Consider the following 15,942-nt stretch of genomic DNA (forward strand, 5'->3'; position numbering starts at 1 on the left):
CAGGCGATGGAAAAGGACACGGCAATCCGCGATCCCGCCGCCCTCGCAGATCAGGCCGCGCAGCCGCAGCTCGTCCCGTGCTGTCATTGACCGGAGGGCTCTGACGTTGAAATGGCTGGCGTCGTCCACGGCCGAGTGGCATGGCATCCTGCCGACAGCTTGCAGGATTGACGCCATGTTCCGTGCCCTCCGCCTTGCCGCCTTCGCCCTGCTGGCGATCATCGGTCCCTGGGGTCCCGCACTGGCGGCCCCTTACCATGCAGGCGTTGCGCGGAGCGCTTTCACGACGGCCAGCGGACAGGCCAACGCCGTCATCTGGTATCCGGCGGATCTTCCCGAGATTTCCTGGCAGGCAGGCCCTTTCGAGATCGACGCCACGCTGGAGGCTCCCGTGGCAGAGGGGCGGTTTCCGGTGGTCTTGCTGTCTCATGGCCACAATGGCGGGCCTCTGAGCCACCGCGAGTTGGCGGCGCAGCTTGCCCGGGCGGGCTTCATCGTGATCGCGCCGGCCCATAAGGGCGACGCCGCAGGCCAGCCACCCGGCGCCAGCCAGGACCGGATCCTGAAAAACCGCCCCGCCCAGGCGATTGCGGCGCTTGACGCGGCGTTGCGGGATGTGCGCCTGGCCCCTCACGCCGATCCCGCGCGCATCGGCATGATCGGCTATTCCGCGGGCGGCTATACAGGCCTCATCCTGGCCGGGGCAAAGCCCGACTTCGCCCATGCGGCGGCCTATTGCGCCAAAGAGGGACGCGACGACACCGGATCCTGCGGAGAGGCCAAGTTTATCGGCATGTCGGAGAAACTTGCCACCTGGTCGGCCCCGTTCGAGCCTCGTCTCAAGGCATTGGTGCTGCTCGATCCGCTCGCGGTCATGTTCGATGCCACCGGACTTGCCGATGTCGGGATCCCGGTGCTTCTGTTCCGACCGCAGGAGGATGTCTACATGCGCTCGGCAGCCAATGCGGTCGCGCTTGCCCAGGACCTGCCGCGCGCCCCGCAAGAGATCGTCCTGCCCGGGACCCATTTCACCTTCGTCGATCCCTGCCCGAAAGACATCGCCGGAAAGGCCGCCATGGTCTGCAACGATCCGCCCGGCATCGACAGGACAGCGATCCACCGCTCACTCGAAAACGATGTGATCGCCTTCCTGAATGAGACCCTCTGAGCTCGCATTCCCGACGCGGGAGCCCAACCCTCCGCCGATGCAGGGCAGGACCGAACCTCTACCAGACCCTGACGCACCGCTTTCTGCTCGGCGCAAGCCGGGCCGCGATCGGTAGACCTCGTGCAAGCCGCCTGACAATGAGAATACTGGCACAGAATGCGGCGAAAGCGGGCTCGGCGCCCATGCGGATCACAGCGAGCGGCGGACATATTCGGCCATGCGCCCTGCCACCTGCCGGGCAGCACCCGCCCGGCTTTGCCAATCATCCGCGAGTTCACCGAGATACGCCCCTCGCGCATGATCCAGTGTCATCGCATCCGGGCCCGAGAGCCGCGCAATCGCCCAGGTGGCGGCGGTATCCTTGGTGACGAATTTCCCGGTGCGGGCCGTGTGCCACATCCGCGCAAGCGTCAGCAGGACATTCCGCGCGTCCCCATGCAATCCATCCAGCAACTCCGGAAGTGCATCGCGCATGGCCTGGCGGACATGCTTTGGCGGAACCTCTGGCAGAAGCTCATTGCCCGGTGGACCGCACAGGGCAATGGCCTCCTGCCGGGCCTGTGCGAGGACCAGTGAATATTCGGGATCACGTTCAGGCACCGGGCTTTCACCGGCCTCGAAAGCCTCGCGCAGCCATTCTCCATAGACGAATTCAGCCCGCGCCGGGTAGTCCCCTCGGGCGAGGTCGGACCGGCAAAACACCATCACCTCAAGGCAGCGGGGACCGCCGGGCACGGCAGGGTGCCGTCCGGAAAGGCACAGCAGGTCCGTCAACAGGCCATTGCGCTGGCTTTCGGTCAGCCCGGACCCGACCACTGCCAACAGATCGATGTCGCTTTGGGGCCGCAGCCCGCCCGACACGGCCGACCCATGCAGATAGACAGCGAGCAGCGCATCGCCGAGACGGCGGCACAGGATACCCAAAGTCGACCCTATCTGTTCATTCTGATGAGGTGCCGTCTGCATGAGGCCTTTCTAACGAGCGGAACTCATCATCGGAAGGCGGCGGCCTCCCGCATGGCGAAGCTCGACAGCTCGGCGGAGGAATGCGGGCCCTGGTTCAGAACGTCAGCATTCGATGCATGGGCAGGGTCAAGAGGGCGGTCTTGCGGCCTGCCCGCATATGGGGTGCATTTTTCGTGGCGCGGATACGGCTCCGGGTCAGCCTGTGCCGCAAGGTTTTGTCCGAAGAGACCGGGACCGGACGTGCACCGCATAACGCCGCGGAGCTGGCCTCGGTTTTTAGGCCGCGCGACGTGGCGCCACCGTCAGAAGCACCTGCAACGCGCTGTTCAGCCCAATGCCTGTGCGGGCGATTGGCACGGGCGGGGGAACGGTCTCCATCGCCACCGGGCGAGGTGGCACCCTAGCCAAGCATATCTGACCTCCGCAGCATCTTGCGACGGGTGGCGGCCCCGATATGGAGGGTTGCGATCCCGCCCCGGCACATCGACGCCGTCGGGGGATGACGGTCACGGCACCAAGAGCGGCAGCCCCCCAGCGGGAAGGTTGGCGCTGAAACCGAAACGTCATCAATCTCAATACGTCCAGCCGACCCACGGCAAATGGGCTTCCCTACGCGTCCAGTTCGCCAAGATAAATGCCCCCGCTGCTGAAAAGGCGGGGGCTGCGCACAATTTCAGCACTAGGCGAATCCGAGTTTTGTCGACGCTTCAGGGTTGGGGTAATCTGCAGCTTCTGCGCACGTTGGGGATAGCGCTACGGACGCGACTGCTGGAGCATCGCCGACGTTGAAACAGCGACTGGCGAACGGCAGCTATCGCCGATTGCCGCGAGTGCGATGCCGCAACCTCACCGGCGGCAAACCGCCCTATGTCCCACACAGCCGCCCGGTCAGCGCCACCAACTCCCGCTCCTCGGCGGCGGACTGCACCAGCCCGTAGCTCGCGGCGATCCGCCGGAACCGCAGCACATACTGACAGCGGAAGCCCGGATCCGGCGGCAACCAGTCGAGCGGCCCGCGCGCGCCTTTCGAGCGGTTCGCCGAGGCGCTGACGGGCAGCAGGTTGACCGGATCGCGGGCGAAGCGGGCGCGCTTCGCGGCGGGCCAGCTGGCGGCACCGTGGCCCCACGCATAGCGCAGCGGCACGATGTGATCGATGTCGAGATCGCCCGCCTCGGTGACCACCTGCCCAATATAAGGCGCGAGCCAGCGGCCGTGGCGCACCGAGCAGCCCGAGGGTGCCAGCGTCACCGGCACGGTGGAGAGAGCCGCCAGCAGCTCGGCCCGGGTGTCGAGGCAGTCGCCGTCGGGATCGGTCCAGCCCGAGCCGAAGGCCGCGCGGGTGTAGGGCGCGGCCGGTGCAACGCCCTGCGGCGCCTGACCTGCCCGTCACGCGGGTCGTAAACGCGCTTGCCGCGGCACCTGACCCGGATCTGGGCGGCCAGCGCCCCGCAGGAGGCCTCGATCCCCGCAAAGGTCGCCCAGCTGATCGACCCGGAAACCGGGAAGCCCGCCACCTATCTGGCCTGGCCCCCGCGCTGCCGAAGGGCGCGCGCATGACCTATGAGATGTGGCGCGAGGTGCTGGAAGAGCGCGAGCGGAAGGCGCGCGGGGGTGCGACGGGGTAAAGTCCCCCGAAACAGCCCGCACCGCAAGCGTCTGAATCGGACGTGCTCTGATGCTCGGGCGTTCCACTTTTCGAACATGCGAAAAGTCGCTTCACTTCTTTGTCTTAAGTGGTGAGCCGTGCAGGGTTCGAACCTGCGACCCACTGATTAAAAGTCAGTTGCTCTACCAACTGAGCTAACGGCCCACTTGAGGCCTGCTACCTAGAAAAACCCGCGAGGGCGGTCAAGGGGAAAATCGACGATTTTTCGCAGGACGCTGGAAAGCCTCCCGGGGCGGGTGTATAGCACCGCCGCATGGCACGGATGGATGACACCGAACGCCTGCCCTTCATGAAGATGCACGGGCTGGGCAACGACTTCGTCGTGATCGACCGGCGGCAGGGCGGAATGCCCCTGTCCGCGGGCCTCGTCGCGGCCATCGCCGACCGGCACCGGGGCGTCGGCTTCGACCAGCTGGCGGTGATCGAGCCCGCGGAGGGCGCCGATGCGCGTCTGGTCTTCTACAATGCCGACGGCTCGCTTTCGGCGACCTGCGGCAATGCGACCCGCTGCATCGCGCGCCATCTGATCGATCAGACCGGTCGGCGCGAGCTGACGCTTGTCACCGAACGCGGGCGGCTTTCGGCGCGCGACGCGGGCGACGGGCTGACCTCGGTCAATATGGGGCCGCCGATTCTCGACTGGCGCGGCGTGCCGCTGGCCGATGATGTCGATCTCGACCGGTTGCCGATCGCGGGCGAGCCGGTGGCGACCGGGATGGGCAACCCGCATTGCACCTTCTTCGTCGCCGATGCCGAGGCGGTCGATCTGGAGGCCTTCGGTCCCGAACACGAACACCATCCGCTGTTTCCCGAACGCACCAATGTACAGGTCGCGCATCTGGCCGGTCCGGACCGGGTCCGGATGCGGGTCTGGGAACGCGGCACCGGCCTCACGCTGGCCTCGGGCTCGTCCTCCTGCGCGGTCGCGGTGGCGGCGGCGCGGCGCGGGCTGACCGGGCGCTCGGTGACCATCCTGCTTGATGGCGGCGAGCTCCGGATCGACTGGCGCGAGGACGGGGTCTGGATGACCGGGCCGACCGCCCATGTCTTCGACGGGGTCTTCACCGCGGCCTTCCTGGCGGAGGTCGGCTGATGGACGGCGCCGCGCCCCGCTTCACCACGCTTGGCTGCCGGCTCAACGCCTATGAGACCGAGGCGATGAAGGAGCTTGTCGCCGAGGCGGGGCTGGAAAACGCGCTGATCGTGAACACCTGCGCCGTCACCTCCGAGGCGGTGCGCAAGGCGCGGCAGGAGATCCGGCGGCTCAGGCGCGAGAACCCCGAGGCGCGGATCGTCGTCACCGGCTGCGCCGCCCAGACCGAGCCCGACCGCTTTGCCGGGATGGACGAGGTCGATCTGGTGATCGGCAATGCCGAGAAGATGCGGCCCGAGACCTGGGCCGGGATCGCGAAGGGCCCCGATTTCATCGGCGAGACCGAAAAGGTCATGGTCGACGACATCATGTCGGTGCGCGAGACCGCGGGCCACCTGATCGACGGTTTCGGCACCCGCAGCCGTGCCTTCGTGCAGGTCCAGAACGGCTGCGATCACCGCTGTACCTTCTGCATCATCCCCTTCGGGCGGGGCAATTCGCGCTCTGTCCCGGCGGGGGTGCTGATCGAGCAGATCCGGCGGCTGGTCGGCGCGGGCTATAACGAGGTGGTGCTGACCGGGGTCGACCTGACCAGCTGGGGCGCCGATCTGCCGGGCGCGCCGCGGCTGGGCGATCTGGTGACGCGCATCCTCAGGCTGGTGCCCGAGCTGCCGCGGCTCAGGATTTCCTCGATCGATTCCATCGAGGCCGACGACGCCCTGATGCGCGCCATCGCCGGGGAAGAACGGCTGATGCCGCATCTGCACCTGTCGCTGCAGGCGGGCGATGACATGATCCTCAAGCGGATGAAGCGGCGGCATTCGCGTGCCGATGCAATCCGGTTCTGCGAAGAGGCGCGGCGTCTGCGTCCCGACATGACCTTCGGCGCCGACATCATCGCGGGCTTTCCGACCGAGACCGAAGAGATGTTCGCCAATTCGCTGAGGCTGGTCGAGCAATGCGACCTGACCTGGCTGCATGTGTTTCCCTATTCGCCCCGCCCGGGCACGCCCGCGGCGCGGATGCCCCAGGTCGAGGGCGGCGCGATCCGCGACCGGGCGGCGCGGCTGCGGGCCGCGGGCGAGGCGCAGGTCGCGCGACATCTGGCGGCTCAGGCCGGTCGCAGCCACCGCATCCTGATGGAAAGCCCGCGCATGGGCCGGACCGAGCAGTTCACCGAGGTCGATTTCGGATCGGATCAGCCTGAAGGGCAGATCGTGACCGCCACGATCTCCGGGCGGAGCGACACGCGTCTTCGGGCGGATTAGAGCCTTTTCGCGACGCTTTTAGTGCCCGCGCTGGCGGGGTCTCGGCCGCTACGGTAGGCAATGGACGTTCGCGCGGAAGGGTCACCCTCTCACGAACAGCTGTCTTCGAGGAACGCCCGCAGGTGTCGGGCGAATTCGGCCGGGGCATCGATATGCGCGGAGTGACCGGCCCTGAGCTGGATGAAGGCCGTGTTCTCCCGGGATTGCGCCATGGCCTGCAGCTCGGCTGGATCGCAGACCCGGCTTTCACTGCCCGACGCCACCAGGGCCGGGCACCGGCTTTGCAGCCAGACGCCCCGGTGATCGCCGTTGATCGCCCGTTCCGACAGCAGAAATTCGGCGGGCTCGAAATTGAGCGTCCAGCCATCGGCAACGCGCCGGATCGAGTTCTGCAGATAGGGGGAAAGACGCGGGCCCAGCCGGTCCTCCAGGTCTTCGCGCAAGCGGAATACGCCGCCCCAGTTCGCCACATGGGCACTTGAATCGTCGTCGAGAGTCACGCCGATATCTTCGATGATGAGGGCGGACACGCGATCCGGCCGCGCCGCGGCAAGGTGGCAGGCCACGACGCCGCCGAAGGAATGGCCCAATACCGGCACCGGCCGGTCGATGGAAAGATGATCCAGCAGGGCAATCGCGTCGGACAGATAGGCCGGGATGCCATGTGGCGCATTGTGGTCGGTTTCGCCGAAGCCGCGTTGATCCAGCGCGATCAGACGCCATCCCGGGCCGAGATCCGCCGCCAGCCCGCTGAAATCCGAGCCTCCCATCCAATGGCCGTGAAGCGCCAGAAGCGGCCGTCCCTCACCGCCCGCATCAAGGAAGGAGAAGGCAAGACCATCATGTTCGAAGCTGTGCCTGTGCATATGTTCCCTCTTCGTTCCGGGCTCGGATAGCAGGCCGGACAGGGGAGGGCAACAAGGGCGCCCCGGCGTTGCTTTCCCCGCATGCGACCGGGCCGTTCCGAGCGGGTCCCCACCGGCGCCCGGCCAAGGCAATGGACAGGACCCGCCCCGAAGCCTATCATTCATGGCGTCAGACGAGGAGAGCGCCCGAGATGCCCCTGCCCCTTGCCCCGATCGCGACCGTCGCGCTGCGCTATGGCCTGCGTTATGGCGCAGTGGCCCTGGCCGCCTATGCCCTGTCGAAAAGCCAGAACGGGCTGCGCCGCGACCAGCGCCATGAGGATGCGATGGACGAGCTCGGCGAGGGTCTGGCCTTCCGCCGCGATCAAGAACAGGTGAGCGGAGGCGCCCGGATGCGGCGCACCTTCCGTCTGGGCGACACCGGTCCGGGGGTCGAGATCGACGCCTCGGCCCTGGGTCGGCTCCGGGTCCGCCGGGTATAGGGCGCGGCAGACGACAGAGGCCGAAACGACTGCAAAGAGGGCGTGAAACAGTGCCTGAGGATGCGGTTGAACGTCTCAGAACGGGTCTAAGAACCCGATTTCCTCTGGCTGGATTGTCCGCTGCGCGGTATACGGCGGGCGACCGGAATCCGTCTGTGCCTCCGCCGTCGCTGCGCGGCTATGTCCGCTGGACGCAATTTTCCTGCCGGGGCTAGGTAAGTCTGGTAAACGGCCCAGGATTCCCTTGGCCTGTTTTTCGAATCGACCGGGGCGACCCGGTCCTGGAAAGGAGATATTCTCGTGTCGCACGCAGAAGATCATGACGGCACCCGCCGAGACTTCCTTTACTATGCCACGGCGGGCGCCGGTGCCGTGACCGCAGGGGCGGCGATCTGGCCCCTCGTCAATCAGATGAACCCCTCCGCCGACGTTCAGGCGCTGAGCTCGATCCGGGTCGACGTCTCGTCGGTGTCCGAAGGCCAGCAGATTACTGTCAAGTTTCTCGGCAAGCCGGTATTCGTTCGCCTGCGCACTCCCGAAGATATCGAACTGGCGCGCTCGATCCCGCTGGACGACCTCCGCGACAACAACTCGCGCAACCCGAACAAACCGGGTGAGGCCACGGACGAGAACCGGACGATGGACGAAGAGGGCAAGTGGCTGGTGATGATCGGCGTCTGCACCCATCTCGGCTGCGTTCCGATCGGCAACCAGTCCGGTGACTTCGGCGGGTGGTTCTGCCCCTGCCACGGCTCGCATTACGATTCCGCCGGTCGTATCCGCAAGGGCCCCGCGCCCGAGAACATGTACATCCCGGTTGCGTCCTTCGTGGACGAGACGACCATCCAACTCGGTTAAGGGAGCCCCCTGAATGTCCCGCATTCCTCACGACCACTACGAGCCGGGGTCGGCCCCCGAGAAATGGCTGGAGCGGCGCCTGCCGGTCATCGGCCTGCTCTACGATACCCTGATGATTCCCACCCCCAAGAACCTCAACTGGATGTGGATCTGGGGCGTGGTGCTGTTTTTCACCCTAGTGCTGCAGATCGTCACCGGGATCGTCCTGGCGATGCATTACGCGGCGCATGTCGACATCGCCTTCGCGTCGGTCGAACATATCATGCGCAACGTGAATGGTGGCCACTTCCTGCGCTACCTGCACTCGAACGGCGCCTCGCTGTTCTTCGTCGCGGTCTACCTGCACATCTTCCGCGGCCTTTATTACGGCTCGTACAAGTCGCCCCGTGAGGTGACCTGGATCATCGGCATCCTGATCTATCTGGCGATGATGGCGACCGCGTTCATGGGCTACGTTCTGCCCTGGGGTCAGATGTCCTTCTGGGGCGCGACCGTGATCACCGGTCTGTTCGGCGCCATCCCGTGGATCGGTCACGACATCCAGCAATGGCTGCTGGGCGGACCGGCCGTGGGCAATGCCACGCTGAACCGCTTCTTCTCGCTGCACTACCTGATTCCCTTCGTGATCCTCGGGCTGTCGATCGTCCACGTCTGGGCCTTCCACACCACCGGCAACTCGAACCCCACGGGTGTTGAGGTCCGCCGCGGCTCGAAGGACGAGGCCGAAAAGGACACGCTGCCCTTCTGGCCCTATTTCGTCATGAAGGACCTGTTCGCGCTTGGCGTCGTCCTCTTGGTGTTCTTCGCCATCGTCGGCTTCATGCCGAACTATCTGGGTCACCCCGACAACTACATCGAGGCGAACCCGCTCCAGACGCCGACGCATATCGTGCCGGAATGGTACTTCCTGCCCTTCTACGCGATCCTGCGGGCCTTCACCGGCGATGTCTGGGTGGTGATGATCGCCGACTGGCTGACCTTCGGTGTCGTCAATGCCAAGTTCTTCGGCGTGCTGGCGATGTTCGGCTCGATCCTGGTCATGGCGCTGGTGCCCTGGCTCGACACCTCGAATGTGCGCTCGGGCCGCTTCCGTCCGCAGTTCCGCATCGCCTTCTGGCTGTTCGTGGTCGATTTCGTGGTGCTGACCTGGGCGGGCGGCATGCCGGCCGAGGCGGTCTATGCCAATATCTCGCTGGTGGGCGCGGCCTACTGGTTCGCCTATTTCCTCGTGATCCTGCCGGTTCTGGGCGTGATCGAGAAGCCGGAGCCGCTTCCGGAAACCATCGAGGAAGACTTCAACGCCCATTACGGCGACGGCGCCGCGGCCGGCACAGCCACCCCGGCCGAGTGAGAGAAGGGATCGGATAAGATGTTCAAGAAACTGACGATCACTGCCCTGACCGCCCTGACGCTTGGGGCGGGTGGCGCCTGGGCGGCCGAAGGCGGTCACGTGACGGACTACAAGTTCTCGTTCGAGGGCCCCTTCGGCAAATACGATCAGGCCCAGCTGCAACGCGGGCTGCAGATCTACACCCAGATCTGCTCGGTCTGTCACGGGCTGAAATTCGTGCCGCTGCGCTCGCTCTCCGAGCCTGGCGGGCCGTCGCTCAGCGACGATGCGATGCGGGCCTATGCCGAGACCTTCGAGGTCTTCGACCCCGAGCTCGACGATTACCGGACGGCCAAGCCCACGGATCACTTCCCCGAGGGCACCTATCCGGGCGCGCCCGACCTCAGCCTGATGGCGAAGGGCCGGGCCGGTTTCCACGGGCCTCTCGGCACCGGGATCTCGCAGTTCTTCAAGGGCATGGGCGGACCGGAATACATCACTTCCTACCTGCTCGCCTTCACCGACGAGACCAAGGAAGAGGCCGGCACGCTCTACTATCAGAACCCGGTCTTCTCGACCGGCTGGAGCGCGATGCCGCCGCAGCTTTTCGGCGATGATGTCGAATATGCCGACGGCACCGAGGCGACCATGGAACAGGAAGCCAAGGACATCGCGGCCTTCCTGATGTGGACCGCCGAGCCCAAGCTGATGGCGCGCAAGGAAGCGGGCGTGATCTCCGTCCTGTTCCTGGGCGTGCTGACGGTTCTGCTCTACCTCACCAACAAGCGTCTCTGGGCCCCCTACAAGCCCAAGAAGCAGATCTGATCTCCCGGACCTCCGGTTGACGGAAACGCGCCCTTCGGGGCGCGTTTTTCGTTTTGACCGGTCCCGGCGGGGTCGTGCGCATCCGGCCGTGGCGGGGTATTTCTTCCAAGAAGAAGATGAGAGCGGCTCAGCCCAGATAGGCGCGAAGCGCGGGCGGCGGGTCGGCCAGAAGCCTTTCGGTCGGCCGGGGCGGATGGGCCCGGCCCTCGGCCACCAGGACGGTTTCGTCCGCGATGGCGCGGGCATCGGCCGGGTCATGCGTCACGAACAGCACGGTGGCATCGGTCTCGCGGGCGAGCTCGGCCACGAGAGCGAGCATCTCGGCCTTGAGCGCGGGGCCGAGCGCCGCGAAGGGTTCGTCGAGCAGCATCAGAGGTCGGTTGCGCAGCAGCATTCGCGCCAGTGCAACCCGACCGCGTTGCCCGCCCGAGAGCGCGGCCGGTTTCCGCTCGCCGAGCCCACCGAGCCCGACCCGGTCGAGCGCGGCCTCGACCGCGCGGCTCTGGGCCGGGGTCAGACGCAGGTCGGGCCGGAGGCCTAGCCCGACATTCCCGGCCGCGCTCAGGTGCGGAAAGAGGTTGTTGTCCTGAAACAGCACCGAAAGCGGCCTGTCGCCGGGGGCAAGCGGGCCGAGATCGCTGCCTTGCCAGAGCACCCGGCCGCGATCGGGCGCGAGAAAGCCCGCGATGCTGTCGAGCAGCGTCGACTTGCCCGCGCCCGAGGGCCCGAGCAGCGCCACGATCCGGCCCGGCGCGACGGTCAGGTCTGCTTCGAGCACGAAATTGCCCTGCCGGATGGCGAGGCCCTCAAGGTTCAGCACGGGCGCGTCCTCCGCGGTCGAAGATCCAGAACAGCCCGAGGCTGAGCACCAGCAGCAGGAGGCCGGCGGCGGCCGCGCTGTCCATCTGGTAGGCCGCCATCAGCCCGTAAAGCTGCAGCGGCAGGGTGGCATGGCCCGGGTCGGAAAACAGCGCGATCACGCCCAGATCGCCCATCGAGAGCGCGGCGGAAAGCCCGAGCGTGAAGCCTATGGGCCGGCGCAGGCGCGGCAGCAGCATCAGCCTGAGCCGCGCCCGCCCGGTCATGCCGAGACTGTCGGCGAGGCGGCCATGGCTGCGTTCGGCCTCGGCCACGGTCGGCACCAGGGCGCGCAGTGCGAAGGGCAGGCTCATCGCGGCATTGACGGTCGCGGTGACCGGCAGCGCCAGAAGCCGCGGATCGGCCAGCGGGAAGAGCAGGATGAAAAGCCCGGTCCCCATCACCAGCGGCGAGGCGGCAATGGTGAGCGTGCCCGCCGCCTGTATCGTCCGGCCGGCCAGGCCGCCGAGCCGGTCGATGGCGATGGCCATCGGCAGCGCCAGCGCCAGTGTCAGCGCCGCGGATCCGAGTGCCACGGCAATGGAGCGGAGCGCCGCGGCATAGACCGAGGCGGGCAGACCGGCGAGGCCCGGCAGGCCGCGCAGGGCCACCATGGCAAGCGGCAGGATCAGGAACAGCGCTGCCAGCCCGAGACAGGCCATGTCCTGCAGCCGCAACCCGCGCCCGTCCGGCCCGATCTGCGCCACGGGGCGGTCGAGCCCCGGGCCGAAGGCGCCCGGCACCGCGATGGCAAAGGCCGCCAGCGCGGCCGTGATCGAGACCCCGACCTGGATCAGCGCCAGCCAGGCGGCGCGGCCCAGGTCGAATTCGAAGCGGAAGGCCTGGTAGATCGCCAGCTCGATCGTGGTCGCGCGGGGTCCGCCGCCCAGCGTCAGGGCGACCGCGAAGCTGGTCAGGCAGATCAGGAAGACGACGAGGAAGGCGCCGGGCAGCACCTCGCGCAGCATCGGGCGCTCGAGATGGCGAAAGCGTTCGGCCGGGCCGAAGCCGAGGGCGGCGGCCAGCCGGAATCGCTCGGCCGGGATTGCCAGCCAGCCCTGCAGCACCAGCCTTGTGGCAAGCGGCAGGTTGAAGAAGACATGGGCCAGCACCACGCCGAAGGGGCCGTAGATGTCGACCGGGCCCAGTCCGAGCGGCGCGAGCGCGTGGGACAGAAGGCCGCTTCGGCCGAAGACGGCCAGAAGGCCCATCACCGCGACGATGACCGGCAGGATGAAGGGCGCGCCCAGAAGGGTGATCAGCACGCCCCGCCCCCGGAAGCGGCGCCGGGCCAGCGCCCGGGCCACCGGCACTGCCAGCAGGGTGCTGAGCGCGGCCGAGGCCAGCGCCTGGAGAAGCGTGAAGCGTATCGCGGCCAGATCGGCGGCGCCAAGCCCGGCGCCGCCCGGCTCGGCGCGCCAGGCCACGGCCGCGATGGTGCCGAGCGCCAGCGTCAGCGCCAGTGCCGCGGCGCCGATCCCGAGCCCGGTTGCGATGCCTAGCGGCTGAGCGCGTCGCGCCATTCGGCGAGGGCCTCGTCTCGGACCCGGGCGGCCTCGTCTGCGGGGAAGAGCAGCGCGGTATCGGGCTGGATCAGGGTCTCGAAGCCCGCCGGCAGCCCGGCTTCGGGCGTGACCGCGGGATACATCCAGTTGGTGGTGGGGATCGCCGCCTGGAACGGCTCGGTCAGCATGAAGTCGAGGAATTGCCGGGCCAGCTCGGGCTGGTCGGAGGAGGCCAGGAGGCCCGCCACCTCGATCTGCAGGTAATGGCCCTCGTCGAAGCGGGCGGCGGCCTTGGTATCGTCATCTTCGGCGATCAGGTGATAGGCGGGCGAGGTGGTATAGGACAGTGCCATGTCGGCCTCGCCGTCGATGAACAGGCCGTAGGATTCGGTCCAGCCCTTGGTGACGGTCAGGATATGCGGTGCAAGCCCTTCCCAGATCTCGGGGGCGCGCTCGCCATAGGCGGCCCTGACCCAGAGCAGCAGCCCCAGTCCCGGGGTCGAGCTGCGCGGGTCCTGGATCACGATCTTCAGATCCTCGGGCGCGGCGATCAGCGCCTCGAAGCTTTCGGGCGGTTCCGGCAGCCGGGTCTTGTCGTAGACGAAGGCGAAATAGCTCCAGTCATAGGGCAGGAACAGCGGGTCGTTCCAGGCGACCGGCAGATCGAGCCGGTCGGGGTCCTGGTCATGCGGCGCGAACAGCCCGGTCTCGGCGGCGGCGGCGGTGAGGTTGGTGTCGAGGCCCAGCACCAGGTCGGCCCGGGTCCGTTCGCCTTCGAGCCGGAGCCGGGCCAGGAGCGCCGCGCCATCGCCCGCCGCCACGAAATTCAGGTCGCAGCCGCATGTCTTCTCGAAGGCGGCCTCGACGATCGGGCCGGGGCCCCATTCGGCCACGAAACTCTCATAGGTGTAGACCGTCAGCACCGGCCGGTCGGCCGCCGATGCGGGCAGGGCGGTTGCGGCCAGTGCCGCTGCAAGGAACGGGATACGCATGGTCCTCCTCCAAAGATGGGGGCGGACGGGCAAGGGTGGAAATCTGTCCAGGGGCCTTCCCTCCGCCGGTTCTAACCGGGTCAGGTTCAACGGGTTCGCGGGTTGCGCATCTCAGCCCCTTTGGGGCACCCCGAGGTGGCCGCCACGCTAGCGCCCCGCCCCGGGCTGCGCAAGCCAAACCCCCCGGGGCCGCCTGTCAGGCCGGCTGCCATGAACGGCCGGGGGCCAAAGCTCTTGAGAGGCCGACCTCCGGCGGTTATGCCCATGGGCCAAAGGAGATCGCCCCATGAGCCTGAACACCTTCGGCCATCTGTTCCGCGTCACCACCTGGGGCGAAAGCCACGGGCCCGCGCTTGGCGCCACGGTCGACGGCTGTCCGCCCGGCATCGCGATCGATGCGGCGATGCTGCAGCACTGGCTCGACCGGCGGCGGCCCGGCCAGAACCGCTTTACCACCCAGCGCCGCGAGCCCGATGCGGTCGAGATCCTGTCGGGCGTGTTCGAGGGGCAAAGCACCGGCACGCCGATCCAGCTGATGATCCGCAACACCGATCAGCGCTCGAAGGATTACGGCGAGATCGCTCGGACCTTCCGGCCCGGCCATGCCGACATCACCTACTGGCAGAAATACGGCATCCGCGATTATCGGGGCGGTGGCCGGTCCTCGGCGCGCGAGACCGCGGCCAGGGTCGCGGCGGGCGGCGTGGCGCGGGCCGCGCTGGCGGCACTGGCGCCGGATCTGAGGATTTCCGGCTACATGGTGCAGATCGGCCCCCATGCCATCGACCGCGCCCGGTTCGATGCCGACGAGATCGAGCGCAACCCGTTCTGGGCGCCCGACAGGCTGGCGGCGGCGGAATGGGAAGGCCATATCGACGCGCTGCGCAAGGCCGGCAATTCGGTCGGCGCGGTGGTCGAGGTGGTGGCTTCGGGCGTGCCCGCGGGTCTCGGCGCGCCGGTCTACGGCAAGCTCGACACCGATCTGGCGGCCGCGATGATGAGCATCAATGCCGTGAAGGGCGTCGAGATCGGCGATGGCATGGCGGTGGCGGCGCTGAGCGGGGTCGAGAATGCCGACGAGATCACCATGGGCCCCGACGGTCCTGTCTATGCCTCGAACCATGCCGGCGGCATTCTGGGCGGCATCTCGACGGGTCAGGACGTGGTGGTCCGCTTCGCGGTCAAGCCGACATCCTCGATCCTGACGCCGCGGCGGACCATCACCAGAACGGGCGAAGAGACCGAGATCGTCACCAAGGGTCGCCATGACCCCTGCGTCGGCATTCGCGCGGTGCCGGTGGGCGAGGCGATGATGGCCTGCGTCCTGCTCGATCATCTGCTGCTGCATCGCGGCCAGATCGGCGAAAGCCGGGGCCGGATCGGCTAGCAGGGTCGCGGCATCCGGCTGTGCGACGGGCGGATCGTGGATCCGCCCTGTTCCCGCATCTTCGCCTAGCCGCGGCCGCGCCAGAAGAATTCGCGCCCGAAGGAATACAGCACGCCCGAGCTGAACAGCACGCAGAGCACGCCGACGATTTCGAGCACGCCGCCGATCCAGGACAGCAGGGGCCATTCGGGCAGGATGCGGCCGACCACCACCATCACGAGGCCGGCCAGGCCGAGCAGGGCGAAATCGCGGGCCATCGCGGCAGGGCTTTTCCAGCCAAGCGCGTCCAGCATCGAGAGTTTCGAGTCGCCTTCCGCCGCCTCGTCAGAGGGGTCGGGCTCGCGCAGCGCGGGAAGCTGGACCGGCTTGTCCGTGATTTCGGTCCCTGTAGAGGCTGCGGCCGCCATGGCGGGCTGCGGGGCAGGGGCGGGCTGTCCGGCGGGACGGGCGCGGCGCGGCAGGGCGGAAAGCCAGCGCTCCATCTTCTCGGGATGGCGCATATAGAGGATGCAGGCCGTCGCGACCGCTACCAGAACCAGCGCCAGGAGGCTGAACCAGGGGCCGATCAGGACCCCGAACAGCCCAAGAAGATAAAGCACCAGCAACAGGAGCGCGATACGGCCTCCCTGGCCGATAAGCTTCCGTAGAGACGGCATGGGGCACCTCACTGGCTGATT

At 67.5% G+C, this 15,942-nt stretch carries 15 protein-coding genes, 1 tRNA gene and 1 riboswitch; of the genes, 8 read left to right on the plus strand and 8 right to left on the minus strand.

Features of this window, described 5'->3' with window-relative positions; genetic code table 11:
* Positions 1 to 175: 175 nt before the first annotated feature.
* Entirely contained in the window at positions 176 to 1,168 is a 993-nt protein-coding gene (locus A6W98_RS04245) for an alpha/beta hydrolase family protein (protein WP_081251760.1), read from the plus strand.
* A gap of 189 nt (positions 1,169 to 1,357) precedes the next feature.
* Here the strand turns inward: A6W98_RS04245 and A6W98_RS04250 are convergent, their stop codons facing one another.
* The 3 genes from A6W98_RS04250 to A6W98_RS04260 all read right to left on the minus strand — a co-directional run bounded on the left by A6W98_RS04250 (position 1,358) and on the right by A6W98_RS04260 (position 3,945).
* Positions 1,358 to 2,134 carry an aminoglycoside nucleotidyltransferase ANT9 gene (locus tag A6W98_RS04250; RefSeq protein WP_042458310.1) on the minus strand — a complete coding sequence of 259 codons (777 nt, stop codon included), beginning with the start codon at positions 2,132 to 2,134 and terminating at the stop codon, positions 1,358 to 1,360.
* Positions 2,135 to 2,999: 865 nt separating this feature from the next.
* Positions 3,000 to 3,383 (minus strand): HNH endonuclease family protein, encoded by a 384-nt coding sequence (locus tag A6W98_RS04255; protein ID WP_168161809.1) that lies wholly within the window; start codon positions 3,381 to 3,383, stop codon positions 3,000 to 3,002.
* Positions 3,384 to 3,869: 486 nt separating this feature from the next.
* Positions 3,870 to 3,945, minus strand: a tRNA-Lys gene (locus A6W98_RS04260).
* 109 nt (positions 3,946 to 4,054) lie between these two features.
* Between A6W98_RS04260 and dapF the strand changes: the two genes are divergently transcribed.
* Together dapF and mtaB are read left to right on the plus strand one after the other, a co-directional pair.
* Positions 4,055 to 4,894 (plus strand): diaminopimelate epimerase, encoded by an 840-nt coding sequence (gene dapF / locus A6W98_RS04265; RefSeq protein ID WP_042458313.1) that lies wholly within the window; start codon positions 4,055 to 4,057, stop codon positions 4,892 to 4,894.
* Positions 4,894 to 6,162 carry a tRNA (N(6)-L-threonylcarbamoyladenosine(37)-C(2))-methylthiotransferase MtaB gene (gene mtaB / locus A6W98_RS04270; RefSeq protein ID WP_042458315.1) on the plus strand — a complete coding sequence of 423 codons (1,269 nt, stop codon included), beginning with the start codon at positions 4,894 to 4,896 and terminating at the stop codon, positions 6,160 to 6,162. The genes dapF and mtaB overlap by 1 nt, the downstream gene beginning before the upstream one ends.
* Positions 6,163 to 6,251: 89 nt before the next feature.
* Here the strand turns inward: mtaB and A6W98_RS04275 are convergent, their stop codons facing one another.
* A complete protein-coding gene (locus tag A6W98_RS04275) occupies positions 6,252 to 7,028 on the minus strand; it encodes an alpha/beta fold hydrolase (RefSeq protein ID WP_042458317.1) in 777 nt (258 codons plus the stop codon).
* Between the two features lie 191 nt (positions 7,029 to 7,219).
* Between A6W98_RS04275 and A6W98_RS04280 the strand changes: the two genes are divergently transcribed.
* From A6W98_RS04280 to A6W98_RS04295, 4 genes are all read left to right on the plus strand, one after another.
* Positions 7,220 to 7,510, plus strand: coding sequence for a hypothetical protein (locus A6W98_RS04280; RefSeq protein WP_042458318.1), 291 nt, complete (start codon positions 7,220 to 7,222; stop codon positions 7,508 to 7,510).
* A gap of 300 nt (positions 7,511 to 7,810) precedes the next feature.
* Positions 7,811 to 8,368: a ubiquinol-cytochrome c reductase iron-sulfur subunit gene (petA, locus tag A6W98_RS04285; RefSeq protein WP_042458320.1), complete on the plus strand. Its 558-nt coding sequence runs from the start codon at positions 7,811 to 7,813 to the stop codon at positions 8,366 to 8,368.
* Between the two features lie 13 nt (positions 8,369 to 8,381).
* Positions 8,382 to 9,719, plus strand: a complete 1,338-nt coding sequence (locus A6W98_RS04290) for a cytochrome b (RefSeq protein WP_042458322.1) — start codon at positions 8,382 to 8,384, stop codon at positions 9,717 to 9,719.
* An 18-nt stretch (positions 9,720 to 9,737) separates the two neighbouring features.
* Entirely contained in the window at positions 9,738 to 10,523 is a 786-nt protein-coding gene (locus A6W98_RS04295) for a cytochrome c1 (protein WP_042458324.1), read from the plus strand.
* Between the two features lie 127 nt (positions 10,524 to 10,650).
* On the opposite strand, the gene A6W98_RS04300 is transcribed toward A6W98_RS04295, so the two are convergent.
* The 3 genes from A6W98_RS04300 to thiB are packed head-to-tail and all read right to left on the minus strand — an operon-like array spanning position 10,651 to position 13,878.
* A complete protein-coding gene (locus A6W98_RS04300) occupies positions 10,651 to 11,343 on the minus strand; it encodes a thiamine ABC transporter ATP-binding protein (RefSeq protein ID WP_042458326.1) in 693 nt (230 codons plus the stop codon).
* Positions 11,330 to 12,904, minus strand: a complete 1,575-nt coding sequence (locus tag A6W98_RS04305; RefSeq protein WP_042458329.1) for an ABC transporter permease family protein — start codon at positions 12,902 to 12,904, stop codon at positions 11,330 to 11,332. The genes A6W98_RS04300 and A6W98_RS04305 overlap by 14 nt, the downstream gene beginning before the upstream one ends.
* A complete protein-coding gene (gene thiB, locus A6W98_RS04310; RefSeq protein ID WP_042458331.1) occupies positions 12,880 to 13,878 on the minus strand; it encodes a thiamine ABC transporter substrate binding subunit in 999 nt (332 codons plus the stop codon). Before thiB ends, A6W98_RS04305 begins: the two co-directional genes overlap by 25 nt.
* Before the next feature lie 40 nt (positions 13,879 to 13,918).
* A riboswitch (TPP riboswitch) is annotated at positions 13,919 to 14,021 on the minus strand.
* A gap of 143 nt (positions 14,022 to 14,164) precedes the next feature.
* Between thiB and aroC the strand changes: the two genes are divergently transcribed.
* Positions 14,165 to 15,265: a chorismate synthase gene (gene aroC / locus A6W98_RS04315; RefSeq protein ID WP_042458333.1), complete on the plus strand. Its 1,101-nt coding sequence runs from the start codon at positions 14,165 to 14,167 to the stop codon at positions 15,263 to 15,265.
* A 65-nt stretch (positions 15,266 to 15,330) separates the two neighbouring features.
* Here the strand turns inward: aroC and A6W98_RS04320 are convergent, their stop codons facing one another.
* Positions 15,331 to 15,921, minus strand: a complete 591-nt coding sequence (locus tag A6W98_RS04320) for a hypothetical protein (protein WP_155734718.1) — start codon at positions 15,919 to 15,921, stop codon at positions 15,331 to 15,333.
* Between the last annotated feature and the right edge of the window lie 21 nt (positions 15,922 to 15,942).

The sequence above is a fragment of the Rhodovulum sulfidophilum DSM 1374 genome, assembly GCF_001633165.1.
Lineage (GTDB): Bacteria > Pseudomonadota > Alphaproteobacteria > Rhodobacterales > Rhodobacteraceae > Rhodovulum > Rhodovulum sulfidophilum.

Coding starts and splice junctions, on each gene's coding strand:
- A6W98_RS04245 (WP_081251760.1), top strand. CDS start 176: ATGTTCCGTGCCCTCCGCCTTGCCGCCTTCGCCCTGCTGGCGATCATC.
- A6W98_RS04250 (WP_042458310.1), bottom strand. CDS start 2,134: ATGCAGACGGCACCTCATCAGAATGAACAGATAGGGTCGACTTTGGGT.
- dapF (WP_042458313.1), top strand. CDS start 4,055: ATGGCACGGATGGATGACACCGAACGCCTGCCCTTCATGAAGATGCAC.
- mtaB (WP_042458315.1), top strand. CDS start 4,894: ATGGACGGCGCCGCGCCCCGCTTCACCACGCTTGGCTGCCGGCTCAAC.
- A6W98_RS04275 (WP_042458317.1), bottom strand. CDS start 7,028: ATGCACAGGCACAGCTTCGAACATGATGGTCTTGCCTTCTCCTTCCTT.
- A6W98_RS04280 (WP_042458318.1), top strand. CDS start 7,220: ATGCCCCTGCCCCTTGCCCCGATCGCGACCGTCGCGCTGCGCTATGGC.
- A6W98_RS04290 (WP_042458322.1), top strand. CDS start 8,382: ATGTCCCGCATTCCTCACGACCACTACGAGCCGGGGTCGGCCCCCGAG.
- A6W98_RS04295 (WP_042458324.1), top strand. CDS start 9,738: ATGTTCAAGAAACTGACGATCACTGCCCTGACCGCCCTGACGCTTGGG.
- A6W98_RS04305 (WP_042458329.1), bottom strand. CDS start 12,904: ATGGCGCGACGCGCTCAGCCGCTAGGCATCGCAACCGGGCTCGGGATC.
- thiB (WP_042458331.1), bottom strand. CDS start 13,878: ATGCGTATCCCGTTCCTTGCAGCGGCACTGGCCGCAACCGCCCTGCCC.
- aroC (WP_042458333.1), top strand. CDS start 14,165: ATGAGCCTGAACACCTTCGGCCATCTGTTCCGCGTCACCACCTGGGGC.
- A6W98_RS04320 (WP_155734718.1), bottom strand. CDS start 15,921: ATGCCGTCTCTACGGAAGCTTATCGGCCAGGGAGGCCGTATCGCGCTC.